We start from the raw sequence: 17,726 nt of genomic DNA on the forward strand, positions 1-17,726 counted from the left end.
CCGGGCGCCCCTCACGTCCCGAAGGAAGCCGAACGGGTCCTGTGGGTTGCCTGTGCCGGCGGACTCTGCCCCGCAAGGACAAGAAACCGGCCAGGTGGACTGCCCGACCGCGCCCGGGGAAAGGCCACCTGCATGAGCCGAACTCCCCACCTCCGCACGGCAGTCGTCGGCACCGGACACCGCGCGCAGACCTTCACCCGGGATCTCGCCGTCCGCCCCGGCCACCGTGTCGTCGCCCTCTGCGATCCCAGCCCCACCCGCATGGCCTTCCACAACCGGCTGCTGGCCGGAGCCGGCGCCCCGCCCGCCACCGAGTGGGACCCGGAACACTTCGCCGACCTGCTCGCCGAGGAGGACGTCGACCAGGTCGTCGTCACCACCGTCGACGCCGAGCACGACCGCTACATCGTGCCCGCCCTGCGGGCGGGCTGCCGCGTCGTCACCGAGAAGCCGATGACCGTCGACGAGGTCCGCTGCGCCCGCATCCTCGACACCGTCCGCGAGACCGGCAACTCCCTCACCGTCGCCTTCAACTACCGCTTCAACCCCGTGCACGAGCGGGTGCGCGCGCTGCTCGCCGAGGGCGCGGTCGGGGAGATCCTCTCCGTCCACTTCGAGTGGCTGCTCGACACCCGGCACGGCGCGGACTACTTCCGCCGCTGGCACCGGGAGAAGCGGTACAGCGGCGGACTGATGGTGCACAAGGCGAGCCACCACTTCGACCTGGTCAACTGGTGGCTCGCCGACGAGCCGGACGAGGTCTTCGGCTACGGCCGGCTCGCCTTCTACGGCCCCGAGGCCGGCGCCCGGCACGGTCTGCGCCGCCCGTACGACCGCGCCCACGGCGCCGAGGAGGCCGCCGACGACCCGTTCGCGCTGGACCTCGCGGCCGACGACACGCTACGGGCGCTCTACCTCGACGCGGAGGGGGACGACGGCTACCACCGCGACCGCAACGTCTTCGGCGGGCCCGTCACCATCGAGGACGACATGGCGGTCCTGGTGCGGTACACGCGGGGCGCGACGATGACGTACCACCTCACCGCCTACTCCCCGTGGGAGGGCTACCGGGTGATGGTCAACGGCAGCGCCGGACGCCTGGAGCTGGAGGTCGAGGAGAGCCGCTGGCAGCCGCCCCGGACCCGCATCACCTCCGACAGCGGAGCGCTGCACGGGGACACGGCGGCCGAGCACGCGGGCGGTGTCCGGCTGACGCTGCGGCCGCTGTGGCGGCCGCCGGTCGACATCCCGGTCACGACACGGCACGAGGCGCACGGCGGGGGAGACACCCGGATGCTGGAGGCGCTGTTCGGACCCACGGCATCCGAGAGCACCGCGAGCGCCACCGGTACCGCAAGCACCGCCACCGAACGCGACGGCGCGCTCGCCCTCGCCGTGGGGCTCGCCGCGAACCAGTGCTTCGAGACGGGCCGGCCGGTCCGCGTCAAGGACCTGCTGCCGGGCCTCGCCCCGGTCACCCGAGGGTCCTAGTGCCAGGCCCGGTACGGCTCGTCGAGGAGTTGGAAGACCGGTTCGCCGCGTACCGGGTCCTTGACCGTGGAAAGCCGGACGCGGTCGCCGCTGTGGATGCCGATGAGCGGGCCCATGACCCGGCCGCGGACGACGAATCCCTCGGCCATCTCGACCAGTGACACGTTGCGCGCGGCGGGGGTGTTGCGGTGCACCACCGTGGCGTGGCGGACCGTGCCGGTGCCCTCGCTGCGCTCCGTGCGCAGGTCGCTGCCCTGACACACCGGGCACAGCAGCCGGTGGTACATGGCGGTGCCGCACCAGGTGCAGCGCTGGAAGAGGATCGTGTCGCCGTCGGCGTTCGCACGGTCGAGGACGCCCGCCGCGGAGCCGGCGGCCTGCTGAACGGCATTTCCTGAGTGGTGGTACACGCGGGTCAACTCCCTGCACTCGGCCGGAATCCACGTGCGCGGCTCACCCGTGCACGCACGTGCCCGGCTCACCGTGCCACCGTGCACGCCCACAGCGTATGGCACTCAGTGCCAGTCGTAAAGGCACTGCGTACCCTTATTGCGGCGAGGGTCGGCCCTGGCCGAGCGTGGTCTCGATCTCCTGCACCACCCGCCACAGGGGCGCCCCGCGCCGGGAGACCACGACGACGACGTCCTCGGGCTGCTCGTCGGCGGGAGGCGCCGGGGCGGTCGGAGCGGTGGTTTCCGGGACCGCCGGGGACGCGCCGAAAGCCGACTGCACATACCCCAGGGCGTGGTCCACGGTCGCGCTCGCGTCGCCCCGGCCGTCCGAACGCAGCCAGGAACGCAGCGCGTTGTTGTGGGCGGCGACCACCGCGGCCGCGATCACGTCGGCGCGGAGGTTGCCGTCGGGCCGACCGGCGAAGCGGCCCCGCAGGTACTCGGCGAGGGCGCGCTCGTAGCGCCACACCACCGACAGTTCGTACGCGCGCAGCCCCGGCACCTGCTTGGTGAGCCGGTAGCGCTGCACGGAGAACGAGGGGTTCTCCGCGTACATCAGGAGCACCAGCCGGGCGGCGTCGCAGACGCGGCGCACCGGCTCGTGGTCCTTCCCGCTCGCGGTGAGGAAGGCGGTCATGTCGGCCAGGCAGCGCTCGTGGTCGGGGAAGACCACGTCCTCCTTGGAGGGGAAGTAGCGGAAGAAGGACCGTCGGCCGACCCCCGCGAGCGCCACGATGTCGTCGACGGTGGTCTGCTCGTAGCCCCGCTCCAGGAACAGCCGGAAGGCCGCCGCGACCAGGGCGTCCCGCATGGGCGGCTTGGCCTCCGCCTTCTCAGTGGCGCTCATGGACGGGAACGTAACACCTGAGCGGCACCGATGGCACTCAGTTCCCTCCGGGCAGGGAACCGAGTGCCCCGGCAGGGGGTGCCGGCCTCAGATCCGCTCCGCCGCCTCCACCACGTTGGTCAGCAGCATCGCCCGGGTCATCGGCCCGACCCCGCCGATCGGCGGTGCGAAGGAACCGGCGACATCGCTCACGTCCGGGTGGACGTCTCCGAGGATGCCCTCGACCGTGCGCGTCAGGCCCACGGACAGCACCGTCGCCCCCGGCTTGATCCAGTCCGGCCTGACCAGGTGTGCCACGCCCGCCGCGGCCACCACCACGTCCGCCTCCCGGGCGTGCGCGGCCGTGTCCTGCGTGGCCTCGTGGCACAGGGTCACCGTGGCGTGCTCGGTGCTGCGGGTCAGCATCAGGCCCAGTGGCCGGCCCACGGTGACACCGCAGCCGATGACGCAGAACTGCTGGCCGGTGATCGGCACGCGGTTGCGGCGCAGCAGGTCGATGATGCCCCGCGGGGTGCAGGGCAGCGGGCCCGGGATGCCCAGCACCAGGCGGCCCAGGTTCGTCGGGTGGAGCCCGTCGGCGTCCTTGACCGGGTCGATCAGCTCCAGTACGGCGTGGGTGTCGATGTGGGCGGGCAGCGGGAGCTGCACGATGAAGCCGGTGCACGCCGGATCGGCGTTGAGCCGCAGCACGGCGGCCTCGACATCGGCCTGGGAGGCGTCGGCGGGCAGCTCCACCCGGATCGAGGCGATGCCGACCTGCGCGCAGTCGCGGTGCTTGCCGCCGACGTAGGAACGGCTGCCCGCGTCGTCGCCGACCAGGATCGTGCCCAGCCCGGGAGTGACGCCACGCTCCTTCAACGCCTCGACCCGGAGGGCGAGTTCGCTCTTGATGTCGGCCGCGGCGGCCTTGCCGTCGAGAAGTGTTGCGGTGGTCACGGGAGTCGACGAGCCCTTCGGGAGAAAACGACGGTCAGGTCATCGTACGACCCGCCTCTCCGCCGCCGACCAGGAGTCCCGCCCGTCACGGCCGTCCCGCCCCGGATCGCCGCTCGCCGCCTGACGTAACCTTTCCGCACCGCTCGACAGCCACCAGGAGACCCGCATGCCCGCCGCCCGTCCCCGTCTCCTCTATGTCACCGACCTGGCCTACCAGGCCCGCGGGCGCCGCTACTGCGACGAGGACGTCTTCCTCACCTCACGGCTGCGCGCGGACTTCGACCTGGCCCTGTGCCATCCGAGGGACGCGGCCGCCCTGATGCACGCCTTCGACGGCGTGGTCGTCCGCAACAGCGGCCCGGTCCTGGGCTACCAGAAGGAGTACGAGGCCTTCCGGGAGCGAGCGCTCCACGACGGCGTACGCGTCTACAACCCGCTCACCGGCCGCGCCGACATGGCGGGCAAGCAGTACCTCCTCGACCTGACCGCCGAGGGATTCCCGGTGATCCCCACCGTCGACCGCCCCGAGCACCTGCACCTTCTTCCCGAGGCCGACCGCTACGTCGTCAAGCCCAGGCTCGGCGCCGACTCCCTGGGCCTGCGCATCGTCCCGCCCGACGCCCTGCCCGCCCTGGCCGACGGCTCGGTCCTGGTCCAGCCGTGCGTCGACTTCGTCTACGAGGTCTCCTTCACCTATGTCGACCACGACTTCCAGTACGCGCTCCACGCCCCGGACCCCGACCGACGCTGGCAGCTCCAGCCGTACGAACCCACCGTGCGGGACCTGGAGTTCGCCCGTCGCTTCGTCGACTGGAACGGTCTCGCGCACGGCATCCAGCGCGTCGACGCCTGCCGGGCCCCCGACGGCGAACTGCTGCTGATGGAGCTGGAGGACCTCAACCCGTACCTGTCCCTGGACGCCCTCGACGAGGCCGGACGGGACGCCTTCGTCGCCGCGGCCACCCGCTCCCTGCACCGCTTCCTCGCCCGCTGAAAGCGCCCACTGAACGCGCCGGCTGAACCCGGCGGCCCGCGCGTCCGTATCCCTCCTGGGGGACCCACGGGAGGGAGACGAGCGTGCCGACACCGGCCGAACCCGGACAGCCGCACGAACGCCCGGTCCTGGAACCCATTCGGGTCCTGCGACCGCGCAACACCGATGCCCTCGCGGAGCTGTTCCGCGAGATGACCGAACTGACCCAGGACACCAACGCCTACGAGTCGATACCCCTGCCGGCCAAGCAGGCCGAGGACGAGTGGGAGACGGAGGAGCTCCCGCCACTGAGCCCACGCGCGGTCACCACGACGACGCCCCGAGGCGGCCGGGACTGGGCGAGGGAGCGCGGCGGTCCCGGATCCCTGCCCGGCGGCGGCGGAAGGGCGGTGCGGGGGCGGGGCGGATCCGCCGGGGTCGCACCGGTCGCGGACCGCGCGCGGACACGCGCCCGCACCGACTCCGGTGCGGGCCTGCGCCGCGGCGCCATCACGGTCGGTGTGTGCGCGGCGGCGCTCGTCGGCTTCGCCTGCGCGCTCCTGCTGCCGGGCCGGGGCAGCGAGGCCGCCGCACAGACGCCCGCGCCGACCCCCACCCCGGCCGCCACATCCTCACAGTCCGCCGACCCCGACGGAGCCGGCACCCTCCGTGAGGGCGACAGCGGCCCCGAGGTGACGGACCTCCAGCAGCGCCTGCTGCGCATCCCGAACGTGTACGACAACGGCCCCACCGACGGCCGTTACGACACCGTTCTCACCGAGGCCGTGGCCCGCTTCCAGCTCTGGTACGGCATCCGCGGCGACGAGAGTGGCGTCTACGGCGACGACACCCGCCGCGATCTGGAGTCCCGCACCGCCTCGGGCACCGGATGAGCTGGCGGCGGCGCGACGACCGAGGGTTCTACCGCTCGCTGTTCCGCGGCAGCGGCACCCGGATGTCGAGCACGCACACGTCGTCGCGCCCCTCGGGGTCCAGCATCGCGCCGAGCAGCCGGTCCAGTGGGGCCGGCCCGGCTGCGCCGCGGTGGGTGGCGGCCCCGGCGAGCCGCTCCAGACCCCGGTCGATGCTCTGCGCGGGCCGTTCGACCAGGCCGTCGGTGTAGAACAGCAGCCGGTCGCCGGGCTCCAGGCGGACCTCCGCCTCCTCGTAGCGAGGCGTGTCGGTCGCGCCGAGCAGCATCCCGAAGGGGCGCTCGAGGTAGTGCGCCGCACCGGCCCGCACCAGCAACGGCGGCGGATGGCCGGCCTGGGCCCACTTCAGCAGCCGCTCGCCGGGGTTGTAGCGGGCCAGGACCATGGTCGCCGAACCGTGCGGGTCGCGGGAGTGCAGCAGCAGGGCGTTGAGCCGGGCGAGCGCCCCGGTCAGTGACGAACCCGTGATGACCATGCCCTTGGCGGTGAATCGCAGCAGGGCCATCGCGGCGACGGCGCCAACGCCGTGACCGGCGACGTCGCCGACCACGAACAGGGCGTCGCCGTCGGGCAGTTCGATGGCGCTGAACCAGTCGCCGCCGACGCTGAGGCCCGCCTGCGCGGGCAGGTAGGCGATGTCGACGCGCAGCCCGGCCAGTTGGACGGGCTGCTTCGGCAGGGGCAGCAGCGCGTCCTGCAACCGGGCGGCCACCGTGCGCTCGGCCTGGAGCACCCCGTGCTGGGTGAGGATCGCCCGCTCGCTGGCGACGAGCGCGAGTTCGGCGCTGCGCTGCGCGGTCAGGTCCTGCACGAAGCCGTGCACCTCGACGGGCGTGCCGTCCATGTCCGCCACCGCCTCGGCGACCACCCGCAGATGGCGGATGCCGTCGCGGGTGACGATCCGGAACGGCACGTCGCAGGGCCGCCCGTGCCGCACGAGCTCCCCGACGGTACGGGCCAGCACGGGCACGTCCTCGGGCAGGGCGAGTCGGGGGAGCCGGGCGAGTGGGACGACCCCCTGAGCGGGATCACGCTCGAAGATGGTGAAGACCTGGGCGGACCAGTTCGCCTCGCCCGTGACCAGGTTCCAGGTCGCCCAGCCGAGGTTGCCCAGCCGCTGCACGTCCGCCAGCCGCTGCTCCTGCCGGTCGGAAGGGTCGTGTCTGCCCCAGCTGACGACCAGTCCGTCGCCCAGCCGTGCCGCCCGCGCCGAGTACGTGGAGAGCTCGCTGACCCCGGCCACCACCTGCTGCCGGGCGAACGGCTCGCCCTCGTAGGGCTCTTCGCCGGCCAGTGTGTCCAGGCAACCCTGCCAGAGCGGCTCGTCGGCTATCTCCGGCCAGCACTCCAGGAAGCGCAGACCGACCAGCTCGCGCCCGCTGCGGCCCACGCCGTCGGAGGTCACAGCGGTCGCGGCGTCGATGCGGAAGTCCTCGACGCGTCCCGACGGGGAACGCAGCGGGGCGAGCAGCACCGCGGCGACCGGCAGCCGGTCGAACACCGTCTGTACGGCGTTCGCGGCCGCGCCCACGGCAGATCCCTGCCGGGTGCCGAACGTGCGCAGCGGGCCCGCGCACAACTGGGCGACGGCCAGCAGGCGTTCGCGGACCCAGGACGGGAAGGCGCCCTCGCGGCGGCGCAGGATCCCGAGCGCGAAGTCGGCCGTGTCCCCGGTCCCCACCGGCAGCCAGGCCCGGGACCCCCACCGCTCGGGCGGGTCCCCGATCAGCAGGTACCGCTTGCGGTCCTCGCGGAGGTCCTCCAGCCAGCGCGGCCGGCCGGCCTCGAGGGCGTCCAGCGCGGCGATCCCGGCGAGCGGCGGCACCCGTCTCCACTGGGAGGCCAGCGTGTCGTCGATGCCGGCGTGCCCGACGAGCTCCAGTCCGCCGGCGGGCAGCCGCGCGAAGATCATCACGGCGTCGGCCGCCACGTCCGGGCCGAGCTGCTCCAGCAGGCACCGGGCGAGATCGTGCCGGGTGCCGACGCGAACGAGGGCCCGGCTCAGACGGCCGAGGGCGGCGGCGTCGATCTCCTCGGCGCCCTGGGCGGGTGCGGCTGCCCGCACGGCCGCGTCGGCCGGAGCCTGCTCCGGGGCGGTGGGCGGCGGCGGGGCGAGGGCGCCGAGGGTGATCCAGCACTCCTCCAGCAGCGTCCGCCGCGCGGTCTTCGCCCGCCGCTGGAGTTCCTCCTGCGCGGCGTCCGGCGAGCAGCCGAGCTGTGCCATCAGCGCGCCCTTGGCACGCTCCAGCACCGCCGAGGTGGCCGCCAGTTCCTGCAGCCGGTCCATCTCGGCGCGCTGGCGCGCCACGACCCGGGTCAGTGCGGCCATGTCGGGCACGCCACCGGACTCCGCGGGCAGGGCGGGTTCGCTCGTCACGCCTTGAGCATCGCACACGGACGGGGATCCGATCGGGGTCTCGTGACAACGCCCCCGCCAGGCGTGATGTCCGTCGGGACGGCGGAACGGATCGTCCCGTTCAGCGCCCGGAGTTCTGCTCCACGAGGGCCTGGGTGACCGCGCGGACACTGCGGGCGATGTGCTGCAACTGCATGACCTCGGCCGCGTACATCTTGATCGTGTGCTCGATGACCGACTCCGGCAGGCCGAGCCGGGGCAGGTCGGCGCGGGCGGTCTGCAGGGCGGTGCGGGCCACTCGGACCTCGTTCTGGACCTGGATCTGCGCATGGCGGGCGAGCAGTACCGGGTGGCGCAGCAGCGCGGGGTAGCTCGCGTAGCGCGCGGGCACCAGCTCGCGCAGCCACTTGGCCGCCGAGCGTTCCCAGTCGTAGCTGCCGGGCGTCTTGACCTGGCACGGCCAGTCCGAGCTGATGCGCGTCGTCGTCAGGGTCATGATCATCGCTTCCGGGTGTGTGGCGTCGTGACGGTGGTCCGACGGTTCGGGGCGGCCCCGGTCCAGGGGATGACCGGGGCCGCCACGGGCGCTCGCGCAAGCGATGCCCCGAACACCCTGGGCGCCGACGCGGGTAGGGGACGGCGGCTTCGGGTGCCCGTACAGGAGCCCTTGGCGGGCGGTGCGGCCGTGAGCAGTATTTATATATGCCGTCGGCTTTGCAAGGCGTATGAAAACATTCATGCGTGAATTGCCCGGAATGATCCCTCTGTGTACTTCAGGGGGAGGGGGGTCTCGGAGCGGCGGTCACTCACGCAGGAAGAACTGGTGCTGCTCGGCGATCTGCTCGTACTCCTCGAGCCTGGCCTGGGTGCGTTCGGGACCGGCGTCCGTCATGGCCTGGAGCAGCGCCGCCGCCATCACCCCGGGGGCCGCGTAGGAGTCGAAGACCAGGCGGGACCCGGTGCCGGTGGCGAAGGTCGCGTCGGCCTCGTCGGCCACCGGCCCCAACGCCAGGTCGGTGACCAGCGCGACCTTCAGACCGGCGCTGCGCGCGACCCGCACCGCGGTCAGGGTCTCCTGCGCGTGCCGGGGCATCGAGAACGCCAGCACCCAGGTCCCGCCCGCCTCCCGGGACTGCAGCAGCGCGTCGTAGGCGACGCTGCCGCCCCGGGTCACCAGCCGCACGTCCGGGTGGACCCGGCGGGCGGCGTAGGCGAAGTACTCGGCGAGCGAGACGGAGATCCGCAGCCCCAGGATGGTCAGCGGCGTCGACTGCGACAGCTTGCGGCCGACGTCGATGACCCGGTCCGGATCGGCGAAGTCGCGCCGCAGGTTCTCCAGGTTCTCGATCTCCGCGTCGACCGCCGCCTGAAGCTCGTTGCTCCGGTTCACCTCGGCCGCCGCCGGACCGCCGGCCAGGGCGCCCAGCGCGATCGACTGGAGCTTCTCCCGCAGCGCGGGATACCCGCTGAAGCCGACCGCCGCGGCGAACCGGGTCACCGAGGGCTGGCTGACCCCGACGCGTTCGGCGAGGTCGGTGATCGACAGGAACGCCGCCTCGGTGATGTGCTCGATCAGATACTGGGCGATACGCCGTTGGCCAGGGGACAGATGGGGCCCGTCGAAGAGCGCCCGGAGCCGGGAGGTCGGGGACACCTCCGTCTCCGGACCGGTTCTGCCCGAGGTGATCGCGGATGCCTGTGCGCGTGCCTGCTGAGGCGATGGCACCGGTGCGCCTCCTTTGTCTTCCACGAAACTCAACATACTTCAGGGACCCCGCCGGTCAGGGAGGGCGAGGACGCCCTTTCGCACACCCGGTGACCGCGGCTCATCGCCGGTACAGGGTGATCGAATGCCCGACCTCGTCGACCGGCCGGCTGGAGCGCAGCAGCTCCGCGAGCGGGCCCTTCGCCTTGGCGGCGGCGGAGTCCGACACGACCAGCAGTCCGTGCACCTCGCTCGCGGGCACCTGCCGCGGATCGGAGGCCTTGATGCCGTAGTAGGCGGGCACCCCGCTGCCCTTGTACACGAGCCACACCCGCTCGCCGCGGTACCGGCTGTGCAGCCGGTCCGCCAGCCGCCCCAGGTCCTGGCCCCAGTCCACGTTGGAGTCGTGCAGCCGCAGATGCGTCTTCGCCGGTCCGCCGAACGCCTCGTTGGAGTACGGCAGGTAGTAGGGATACGTCCGCAGCGAGCTGACGGCGACGAACGCCACCAGCGCCGACGCCACCACCGGCGCCCACCGTATGCGCACCGTGAGGACGCATCCCGCGGCCACGGCCAGGAACATCGGCAGGAACACGGCGTACCGGGTGCCCAGGTCCCGTGACCCGGTCATGGCCGAGGCCAGCAGCACGGCGGCCGGGACGAGCACGTACGGCGCCGCGGGCCGCAGCCGGCGCACCGCGATCATCGCGACCGCCCCGGCCGTCCACAGGGCGAGCGTGCCGAGCGGAGTCTTCACGACCAGCGCGGCCGGCAGGTAGTACCACCGCGAGCCGGAGTACACATGGCCGAACAGGAAGCCCTGCCACGTCTCGTTCTCCAGGCCGAACTGGATCCGCATGCCGTCCCGGTACGCCTCGGGGAAGGGCAGCAGCCGGACGAGGAGCCCGCGCAGGCCGTGCACCACGGGCACGTGGGCCGACCGCGGATCCCAGCGCAGCAGCGGATCGACCACGAGATAGGCGGCCCAGACGACGGCCACGGCGGTCACCGCCACCACGCCCGCCCCCAGCAGGGCCCTGCGCAGGTCGCGGGGCCGCCGGGCCCACATCGACAGCGCGGCCAGGGCCACCAGTACCGGGATCGCGGGCAGCGCGCTCATCTTCGTGGCGAGGCCCGCGCCGAGAGCGGCCCCGGCGAGCGGCAGGTACAGGCGCGCCCTGCCGCGGCGGGCCCGCCACAGCAACCACGCCGACGTCAGCAGGAAGCCCGCCGCGGGGACGTCCAGCGTCGCCAGCGAGCCGTGCGCGACGACGTCGGGGGAGAGGGCGTACAGGGCGAGCGCCGTCAGCGCGGTGGCGCGGCCGGCCAGGTCGCGGGCGAAGGCGAACACCACCATGCCGAACAGCAGCGTCAGCACGATCACCGGCAGTCGGGCCCACAGCATCAGCCGCCAGGGGTCGTTGCCGGACTCGTACAACAGGTGCCGGCCCGCCGCCTCCTGGGTGCCGCTGAACGAGGCGTCGACGTGCGGGTCGGCGAAGGCCACGCCGACGGCGACGACGAGCTTGCCGAGGGGCGGATGCTCCGGGTTGTAGCGCACACGGTGCTCGTGCAGGTAGTCGGCGGCCGTGGCGACGTACACGGGCTCGTCGATGGTCGGCGTCTGCCGCACCGCGGAGGTGACCATCGCGACGGCCGTCTGGGCGAGCAGGAGCACCACCAGGAGCGGGACGAGCCACCGTCGGCGGGCCGACGGCGAGGGTCGGGCCGGCCCCGCGTCGGAGGCGGGCTCCAGGACCGAGTGCAGTTCGCGCGCCATCATCCGCCCTGCGGTGACACCGGCCGGGCGGTGACGGGAGCGATCCGGAGCAGCCTCATGGGCCCACTCTGCATCAGCTCCCGCCACCAGGGGCGTTACCGCTTCAGGAGTCGTACCGACAGACCGTCTGCCGTGTACACGGGTACGGCCCGCAGCCGGTCGGAGTTCAGCTCCACGCGGTCGAACTGACCGCGCAGCGCGCAGGCGTCGATCACCGGGACGGTCGTCCCCGCGGCCGGCGGCTGCTCGGCGTCGAGGCGCAGCGACAGCACCGAGCCCCGGTCGAGCCGGACCCGCCCGGACACGGTGAGGACGGGCCCGTGGTGTCCACGCAGCGTCAGGTCCAGCACCGCGCCGGACTCCTGGGCCCACGCTCCGCGCACCCGCACCGGCGCGCCCGCGCGCAGCGTGCCGCCGGCCAGCCGCACATCGCCCTGGCCGAGGGCGCCTGCGTGCCCGGCGACGAGCACGCCCTCCTCCAGCACGGTGCCGCCGTGGTAGCGGTTGTGCCCGGTCAGGGTGAGCGTGCCGGAGCCGCGCTTGGTCAGACCGCCCTCGCCCTCGATGTCGTTGCGCCAGGCGTCGGCCGCCTGGAAGCCACCCTTGGACGCGTCCAGGGTGACCGTGACGTCGGAGTCGAAGGCGCCGTAACCGTCTGCCGCCGCGAACAGGTTGAGCCGGCCCCACTGCTCGAAGCCGTCCAGCAGGACGTACCCGGAGGGCAGCGCGGTCGTGCGCAGCACCTCGCGGCGCTGGGCCGCGGTGAGGTACGGCAGCCGGGTCTCCAGCAGCACCTCGGCGCCCTTGGGCACGGTGAGCGGCTTCTGGCGGCCCTCCCGCTCGAGGACATAGGTCAGCCGGGGGAGCGCCGCACGCTCGTTGGCTTCGCGGTCGGCGTAGGCGTCGCCGGCGTCCGAGTGGGCGTAGTCGTACAGGGTGTCGGCCGTCGTGCCGGTCTTTGCCTGGAAGTAGGCGAGGGCCTGGGCGCGGGCCGCGGCCTTCAGCTCGGCGTTGGCCGGGTCGGCGAGCGTGGCGGCGGCGAGGGCGGTGGCCATGACGCGGCCGCCGATGACGTCCACCGTGGAGTGCATGCCCGAGACGATCCGGGTGTGGCTGAGCTCCAGTGCGCGGGTCACCAGCTCCTGGAACCGCTCGGGCACGGCATACGCGAACGCCAGCGACGCCAGGTGGAAGGCGTTGGTGTGGCCGCTGGGGTAGCCGCCGTCGTCGACGGGGGAGGTGCTGCGCTGACGCAGCAGCTGGGGGGCGACGACCACCTTCGAGTCGTAGACGGGGTAGCCGAGCGCGTCCTTCCTGCCGGTGTCGACGACCTCGCTGTCCTCGTTCATGCGCCACGGGCGCGGGTACTGGAAGGCGTACTTGCCCGGGTTGCCGGAGGCGTACGGGCCGCGCACCGTGTCGACCAGCTCGGCCACCTTGCCGAGCGCGGAGTCGTGTGAGCCGGCGCCGAGCGCGGAACCCGCCGGGGCGCCGGCCGGCACCGCGTCGTCGATCTTGGCGGGCGGGGTGCCGTCGGGCGCGCCGGTGATCGACGTGACCGCCTTGGCGCCCGCCCTGTACAGGTCGGCCAGCGGACCCAGGCCCGCGATCATCGCGTAGCTCTGGTGCTGGCGGTCGTAGACGAACGCCTCCTTGGCCTGCGCGTCCGTGCGGGCGGTGGTGATCCGGGCGCAGTAGCGCATGTTGGCGCGCAGCACCTCGGGCCGCAGCGGCGTTCCGGTGTTCCAGGCGGCACCGGTCTTCCACACCTGCGCGAACCCGCCCAGGACCCGCACCACGGCGTTGGTCTCGGGCGTGAGGTTCGTCATGACGTTCGTCTTGTAGTCGTCGACGAACGGGAGCGGGGCGGTGGCGGCCTTGGCGTCGGCGGCGGCCAGCCAGGAGACCAGCGTCGGGGCGGCGACCAGGGCCGCCGAGCCACCGAAGGAGACCTTCAGGAAGCGCCTTCTGTTCACGGCCGAGGGGGAGCTGAGCCCGGCGGGTGACGGCATGTGTGTGCCTCTCTTGAGTTCTTCGGCCGTGGGGCCAGAGGGAAGAGGTGCGATCGTGTGCGGCTCGTGGGTCTTCTGATGACTTGTGAGCCGGATGACGCGTACGAGCGAAGATCTACGGCCGGGCTGTGTCTCTTCTGCGATGGCCCGGCGACCGGTGCGTGTCGTGCAGGTGAACGTGAGGCCGGCGGCTCACAGAAGCGAACGCGCCAGCGCCACCGCGCCCTCTACCGGCGGCACGGTGAGCGGCTGCGGCCGGGCCCCCGGCACCGCGTCGGCGAGCGCGGCGGTGAACGCCTCGTAGAGCGCCGGCTGACCGAGCACGGTGCCGCCCGCCACGACCACGTCGTCGACCGGGACCCCGCGCGTGGCGAGCCGGGTGACGAGCGCGCCGAGCGCCCGACCGGCCTCGGCGATCACGGTCTTGGCGAGCGCGGAGTCCTCGGCGGCGGCCGCGAAGACGACGGGGGCGTGCCGTCCCCACTCGGCGGAGACGTCCGTGGCGCTCTCCAGAGCCGCGCCGAGCGCCGGGACCTCGGGCACGCCGAAGGCGGCGACGAGGCCGTGGGCCAGGGCGTCGGGCGCCTCTCCGCGATCGTGGGCCGCCCATACGGCCCGGGCCGCCTCGCGGACCAGACCGGCGGCGCCGCCCTCGTCGCCGAGGACCGCGCCCCAGCCGCCCACCTGGACGGGGCCGCCGTCGGGCAGTCTGCCCACCGCCACCGAGCCGGTGCCGGCGACCAGGCCGACGCCCTTGTCCAGTCCGGCGGCGGGAACGAGCAACTCGGCGTCGCCCACGATGTGCGTGGGAACGCCGAGAAGTTCCTGAAGCGCGACACGGATCTGCGCGCACTGCAGGGGGGTCTCGCAGGCGTGCGCCCCCACCGCGAGCGCGACGGGGTGTGCGGCCTCGGGCAGTGCCTCGTGGACGAGGCCGGCCAGCCAGTGTGCGGCGGCGACCGGGTCGTGCGGCCGCCAGCCGCTGCTGGCGCGGACGTGGTCGGACACGACGTCGTCGCCCGCGGTTGCGCGCAGATGCGTCTTGGTACCGCCCACGTCGACGCCGACCACGAGGGGGCACGAAGGGGGAGAGTCCTGCACGGATCCTCTTTCGTCGTTGCATGGAACTGCGACGGCGGGCGAACCGTGACCGAAGGAAGGCGAGCCTGGATGAACTCTTGAGCGAATTAGGGAAGCCCCGGGACGGGCCTCTGACGAAGCACGGCAGGCGTATACCGTGAAGTTCGTTAGGAAGTTAACTAACGAAGTACAGTGCGTCAAGAGGAATCGCGCACTCGACCACCGGGAGGCCCGTCCGGGCCGCCGCGGGGCGGGAACGCGCGACGTCGGAGCATCCCATCGCCGCAGCCCGCCGAGACGATCGGCCGGGCGCGCGGCCCTGTACCCGTGTGGGGGAAACTGTGGAACTCGACGTGGTGGAAGCCCCCCGCCTGACCGAGAGCGCGAGCGCGGTGTTCGCCGTGCTGGCCCAGGCGGGCAGCGCGACCCGGCCGCAGCTCGCCAGCCTGGCCGGGCTGTCCAAGCCGACGGTGTCCTCCGCCGTGGCGGAACTGGAGGCCGCTCGGCTCGCCGCGCACTCCGGGACCTCCTCCAGCGGCACCGGCCGCTCGGCCGCCGTCTACTGCCTCGGACCGGCCGCCGGCGCGGTGCTGGCCGTGGATCTCGGCCCGGCGCGCACCCGGGTCAGGGGCTGCGCGCTGGACGGCGCCCTGCTCGCCGAGGCCACCGCCTCCCGGATGGACGCCGCCGACGCCGTGCGCGAGGCGCTCGCCGCGCTGCCCGGCGGCGTTCCGCTGCGCTCCATCGTCGTCGCCGTCGGTGACGTCGCGGCGCGGGACCTGCGGGGCAGCGGCATGCGCCCGGCGACCGAGAAGGCGGGCCCGGTCTTCGACGCCATGGCCGTCGCGCTGCCGCCGGGCGTGCCCGTCCACCTGGAGAACAACGTCAACTGCGCGGCGCTCGCGGAACTGCACGAGGGCGCCGCCCGGGGCCGCCACACCTTCGGCTATCTGCGGATCGGCGTCGGCATCGGTCTCGGCATCGTCGTCGGAGGGCAGGTGCTGCGCGGATCGAACGGGGCCGCCGGAGAGCTGGCCAGACTGCCCTATCCCTGGGACGACGGCCGTGAGCCGCGCCAGGAGGCCCTGGAGGAGTACATCGGCGCCCGCTCCCTGCTGCGCCGGGCCAGGGAGGCCTGGGAGGTCGCGGACGGGCCGTGCCCGCGCACCACCGAGCGGCTCTTCGCCCTCGCCGGGGAGGGCAGAGCCACGGCCGGCGCGGTCGTCGGCCGCCATGCCGTGGACGTGGGCCGTCTCGCCGCCGCCGTGACCGCCGTGCTGGACCCGGGTCTCATCGTGCTCGGGGGCAGCACCGGCGCGGATCCGCAGCTCCTGCCCGGGGTGCGGGCCGAGCTGGCGCGGCTGAGCTGGCCCACCGAGGTGGTCAGCAGCACGGTCGGGGATTCCGGCACCGTCACGGGCGCCGCACGGCTCGCGGTCGCCCGGGGAGTCCAAACCGTGACCGAGACCGCGCGGGCCAAGGATTGACGGCCCGCGACTCGGTCTGCCAATGTCCGGACAAGCGCTTTCTAAGTCGGCCGGGACGTCGGCTTGGGGTGAGCGTCCCGCCCGTACTCGACGTACGGCAACCGCGCCAGGGCGTACTTGTGCGGCGACGGCCACAGCGGCCGGGGACCCTCTCCCGTCAGGATGACGCGGCCGGGCGAGGCCGCGCCCTCGGAAAGCAAACCTTCCTGCAAAATGCACCTGTGCCGCCTCTGTCGGCGCCGTGCTCCGTCCCCTACGACGAAACAAGGGATCGAAGATGACCAATGTGGGTGTGCGGCGCTCTCGCCGACTCGGCCGCGGCGGCATACGCCGCGTGGTTCCCCTCGCTGCGGTGGCCACGGCAGGTGCCCTGCTGCTCTCCGCCTGCGGGTCGGGATCCGACTCGGGCGGTACCTCCAAGTCGCTGACGTTCTGGATCTCCACGGTTCCGGGGCAGGACGCGGGCTGGAAGAAGATGGTGGCGCAGTACAAGAAGGAAACCGGCGTCAACGTCAAGCTCGTCAACATCCCCTACGACGGCTACCCGACGAAGCTGCACAACGCCGCGCAGGCGAACTCCCTGCCCGACGTGGCGGCCGTGCCGGCGCTGGACCCGATCTGGTCGAGCAAGCTGATCGACCTCAGCTCCATCGCCAACAACAAGACCAACAAGATCAACGCCAACTTCCTCGCCAAGGACTCGTCCGGGAAGGTGCTGTCCATCCCCTCGGACGTCACCGCGTCCGGCCTGTTCATCAACAAGACGCTGTTCGAGAAGGCCGGCGTCGCCGTCCCGACCTCGCCCCAGAACACCTGGACCTGGACGGACTTCATCAAGGCGGCGGACACGGTCCGGGAGAAGACCGGCGCCAAGTACTCCCTGACGTTCGACCAGTCGCCGTCCAGGCTCCGTGCCATGGTGTACGAGATGGGCGGGCAGTACGTCCACGCTGACTCCTCCGGCAAGTTCTCGGTGGACGCGGCGACCAAGAAGGCCGTGAACTACTTCGTCGGACTGAACGACGACAAGACCATGCCGAAGTCGGTGTGGACCAGCGGCGCCGACCCGTCGGCCATGTTCCAGAGCGGTGACGTGGTCGCCTACTGGTCCGGCGTGTGGCAGGTTGCCTCCTTCGCGGAGAGCATCAAGAAGTTCGAGTGGGCGAGCGTCCCGACTCCCGCCCAGCCTGTGCAGGCCAGCGACGTCAACAGCGGCGGCATGACGGTGGGCTTCAACAACAACGGCGACGCGGCCACCGCCGCGACGAAGTTCCTGTCCTGGCTGTACGAGCCGGCCCACTACCAGGCGCTGTGTGAGGCGTCCGGGTTCCTGCCGGTCGAGAGCGGTCTGAACCCGAAGTACCCCTTCACCTCCGAGGCGGCGCAGGCGGCGTTCAAGCTGTACAACGAGTCGATCCCGCTCTACGCCCCGATCTCCGGCTACTTCAGCGGCGCGCAGACGAACTGGGTGCTGAAGGGCAAGAGCCTCACCGAGGACCCGACCAAGACGGAGCTCGGCAAGGCGATCAACGGCCAGCAGTCGGCCGACAAGGCCCTGGAGAACATCGTGGCCGGCTACAACCAGCAGGTCGGCGGCTGATCGTAGGCCAGAGGGCCGGGCGGCGGGGTCGAGACAACACCGCCGCCCGGCCTGGGCGCCCACGCATGCCGGGCT

14 protein-coding genes are annotated in these 17,726 nt (G+C 72.7%); 5 read left to right on the forward strand and 9 right to left on the reverse strand.

From position 1 onward, the window contains the following. Positions 1–132 precede the first annotated feature (132 nt). The gene (locus tag OG289_RS45925) at positions 133–1,491 is read left to right on the forward strand and encodes a Gfo/Idh/MocA family protein (RefSeq protein ID WP_327319957.1); all 1,359 of its coding nucleotides are present in this window, start codon (positions 133–135) and stop codon (positions 1,489–1,491) included. Here OG289_RS45925 and OG289_RS45930 read toward each other — a convergent pair. The 3 genes from OG289_RS45930 to OG289_RS45940 all read right to left on the reverse strand — a co-directional run bounded on the left by OG289_RS45930 (position 1,488) and on the right by OG289_RS45940 (position 3,726). Beyond that, complete coding sequence (locus OG289_RS45930; RefSeq protein WP_327319958.1) at positions 1,488–1,901, reverse strand: Zn-ribbon domain-containing OB-fold protein; 414 nt, start codon at positions 1,899–1,901, stop codon at positions 1,488–1,490. The genes OG289_RS45925 and OG289_RS45930 overlap by 4 nt on opposite strands. A gap of 136 nt (positions 1,902–2,037) precedes the next feature. Beyond that, the gene (locus OG289_RS45935; protein ID WP_442819130.1) at positions 2,038–2,754 is read right to left on the reverse strand and encodes a TetR family transcriptional regulator; all 717 of its coding nucleotides are present in this window, start codon (positions 2,752–2,754) and stop codon (positions 2,038–2,040) included. A gap of 123 nt (positions 2,755–2,877) precedes the next feature. Continuing rightward, positions 2,878–3,726 carry a bifunctional methylenetetrahydrofolate dehydrogenase/methenyltetrahydrofolate cyclohydrolase gene (locus OG289_RS45940; protein ID WP_327319960.1) on the reverse strand — a complete coding sequence of 283 codons (849 nt, stop codon included), beginning with the start codon at positions 3,724–3,726 and terminating at the stop codon, positions 2,878–2,880. 166 nt (positions 3,727–3,892) lie between these two features. On the opposite strand from OG289_RS45940, the gene OG289_RS45945 reads away from it, so the two are divergent. Both OG289_RS45945 and OG289_RS45950 read left to right on the forward strand, forming a co-directional pair. After that, positions 3,893–4,720, forward strand: a complete 828-nt coding sequence (locus OG289_RS45945; protein ID WP_327319961.1) for a hypothetical protein — start codon at positions 3,893–3,895, stop codon at positions 4,718–4,720. 83 nt (positions 4,721–4,803) lie between these two features. Next, the gene (locus tag OG289_RS45950) at positions 4,804–5,592 is read left to right on the forward strand and encodes a peptidoglycan-binding domain-containing protein (protein WP_327319962.1); all 789 of its coding nucleotides are present in this window, start codon (positions 4,804–4,806) and stop codon (positions 5,590–5,592) included. Positions 5,593–5,620: 28 nt separating this feature from the next. Here OG289_RS45950 and OG289_RS45955 read toward each other — a convergent pair whose 3' ends face one another. The 6 genes from OG289_RS45955 to OG289_RS45980 all read right to left on the reverse strand — a co-directional run bounded on the left by OG289_RS45955 (position 5,621) and on the right by OG289_RS45980 (position 14,585). Next, the gene (locus OG289_RS45955) at positions 5,621–7,960 is read right to left on the reverse strand and encodes a SpoIIE family protein phosphatase (RefSeq protein ID WP_327321000.1); all 2,340 of its coding nucleotides are present in this window, start codon (positions 7,958–7,960) and stop codon (positions 5,621–5,623) included. Positions 7,961–8,108: 148 nt separating this feature from the next. Next, positions 8,109–8,489, reverse strand: coding sequence for a hypothetical protein (locus OG289_RS45960; protein ID WP_327319963.1), 381 nt, complete (start codon positions 8,487–8,489; stop codon positions 8,109–8,111). Between the two features lie 300 nt (positions 8,490–8,789). After that, complete coding sequence (locus OG289_RS45965) at positions 8,790–9,713, reverse strand: MurR/RpiR family transcriptional regulator (protein ID WP_327319964.1); 924 nt, start codon at positions 9,711–9,713, stop codon at positions 8,790–8,792. A gap of 100 nt (positions 9,714–9,813) precedes the next feature. After that, a complete protein-coding gene (locus OG289_RS45970; RefSeq protein ID WP_327319965.1) occupies positions 9,814–11,475 on the reverse strand; it encodes an ArnT family glycosyltransferase in 1,662 nt (553 codons plus the stop codon). Positions 11,476–11,567: 92 nt separating this feature from the next. After that, on the reverse strand, positions 11,568–13,484 hold the full coding sequence (locus tag OG289_RS45975) for a phosphatase PAP2 family protein (RefSeq protein WP_327319966.1): 1,917 nt from the start codon (positions 13,482–13,484) through the stop codon (positions 11,568–11,570). 192 nt (positions 13,485–13,676) lie between these two features. Continuing rightward, positions 13,677–14,585 (reverse strand): N-acetylglucosamine kinase, encoded by a 909-nt coding sequence (locus tag OG289_RS45980; protein WP_327319967.1) that lies wholly within the window; start codon positions 14,583–14,585, stop codon positions 13,677–13,679. 332 nt (positions 14,586–14,917) lie between these two features. On the opposite strand from OG289_RS45980, the gene OG289_RS45985 reads away from it, so the two are divergent. Continuing rightward, the gene (locus OG289_RS45985; protein ID WP_327319968.1) at positions 14,918–16,051 is read left to right on the forward strand and encodes an ROK family protein; all 1,134 of its coding nucleotides are present in this window, start codon (positions 14,918–14,920) and stop codon (positions 16,049–16,051) included. Positions 16,052–16,328: 277 nt separating this feature from the next. After that, entirely contained in the window at positions 16,329–17,651 is a 1,323-nt protein-coding gene (locus tag OG289_RS45990; protein WP_327319969.1) for an extracellular solute-binding protein, read from the forward strand. Positions 17,652–17,726 lie beyond the last annotated feature (75 nt).

Source organism: Streptomyces sp. NBC_01235, from assembly GCF_035989285.1.
Taxonomy (GTDB): Bacteria; Actinomycetota; Actinomycetes; order Streptomycetales; family Streptomycetaceae; genus Streptomyces.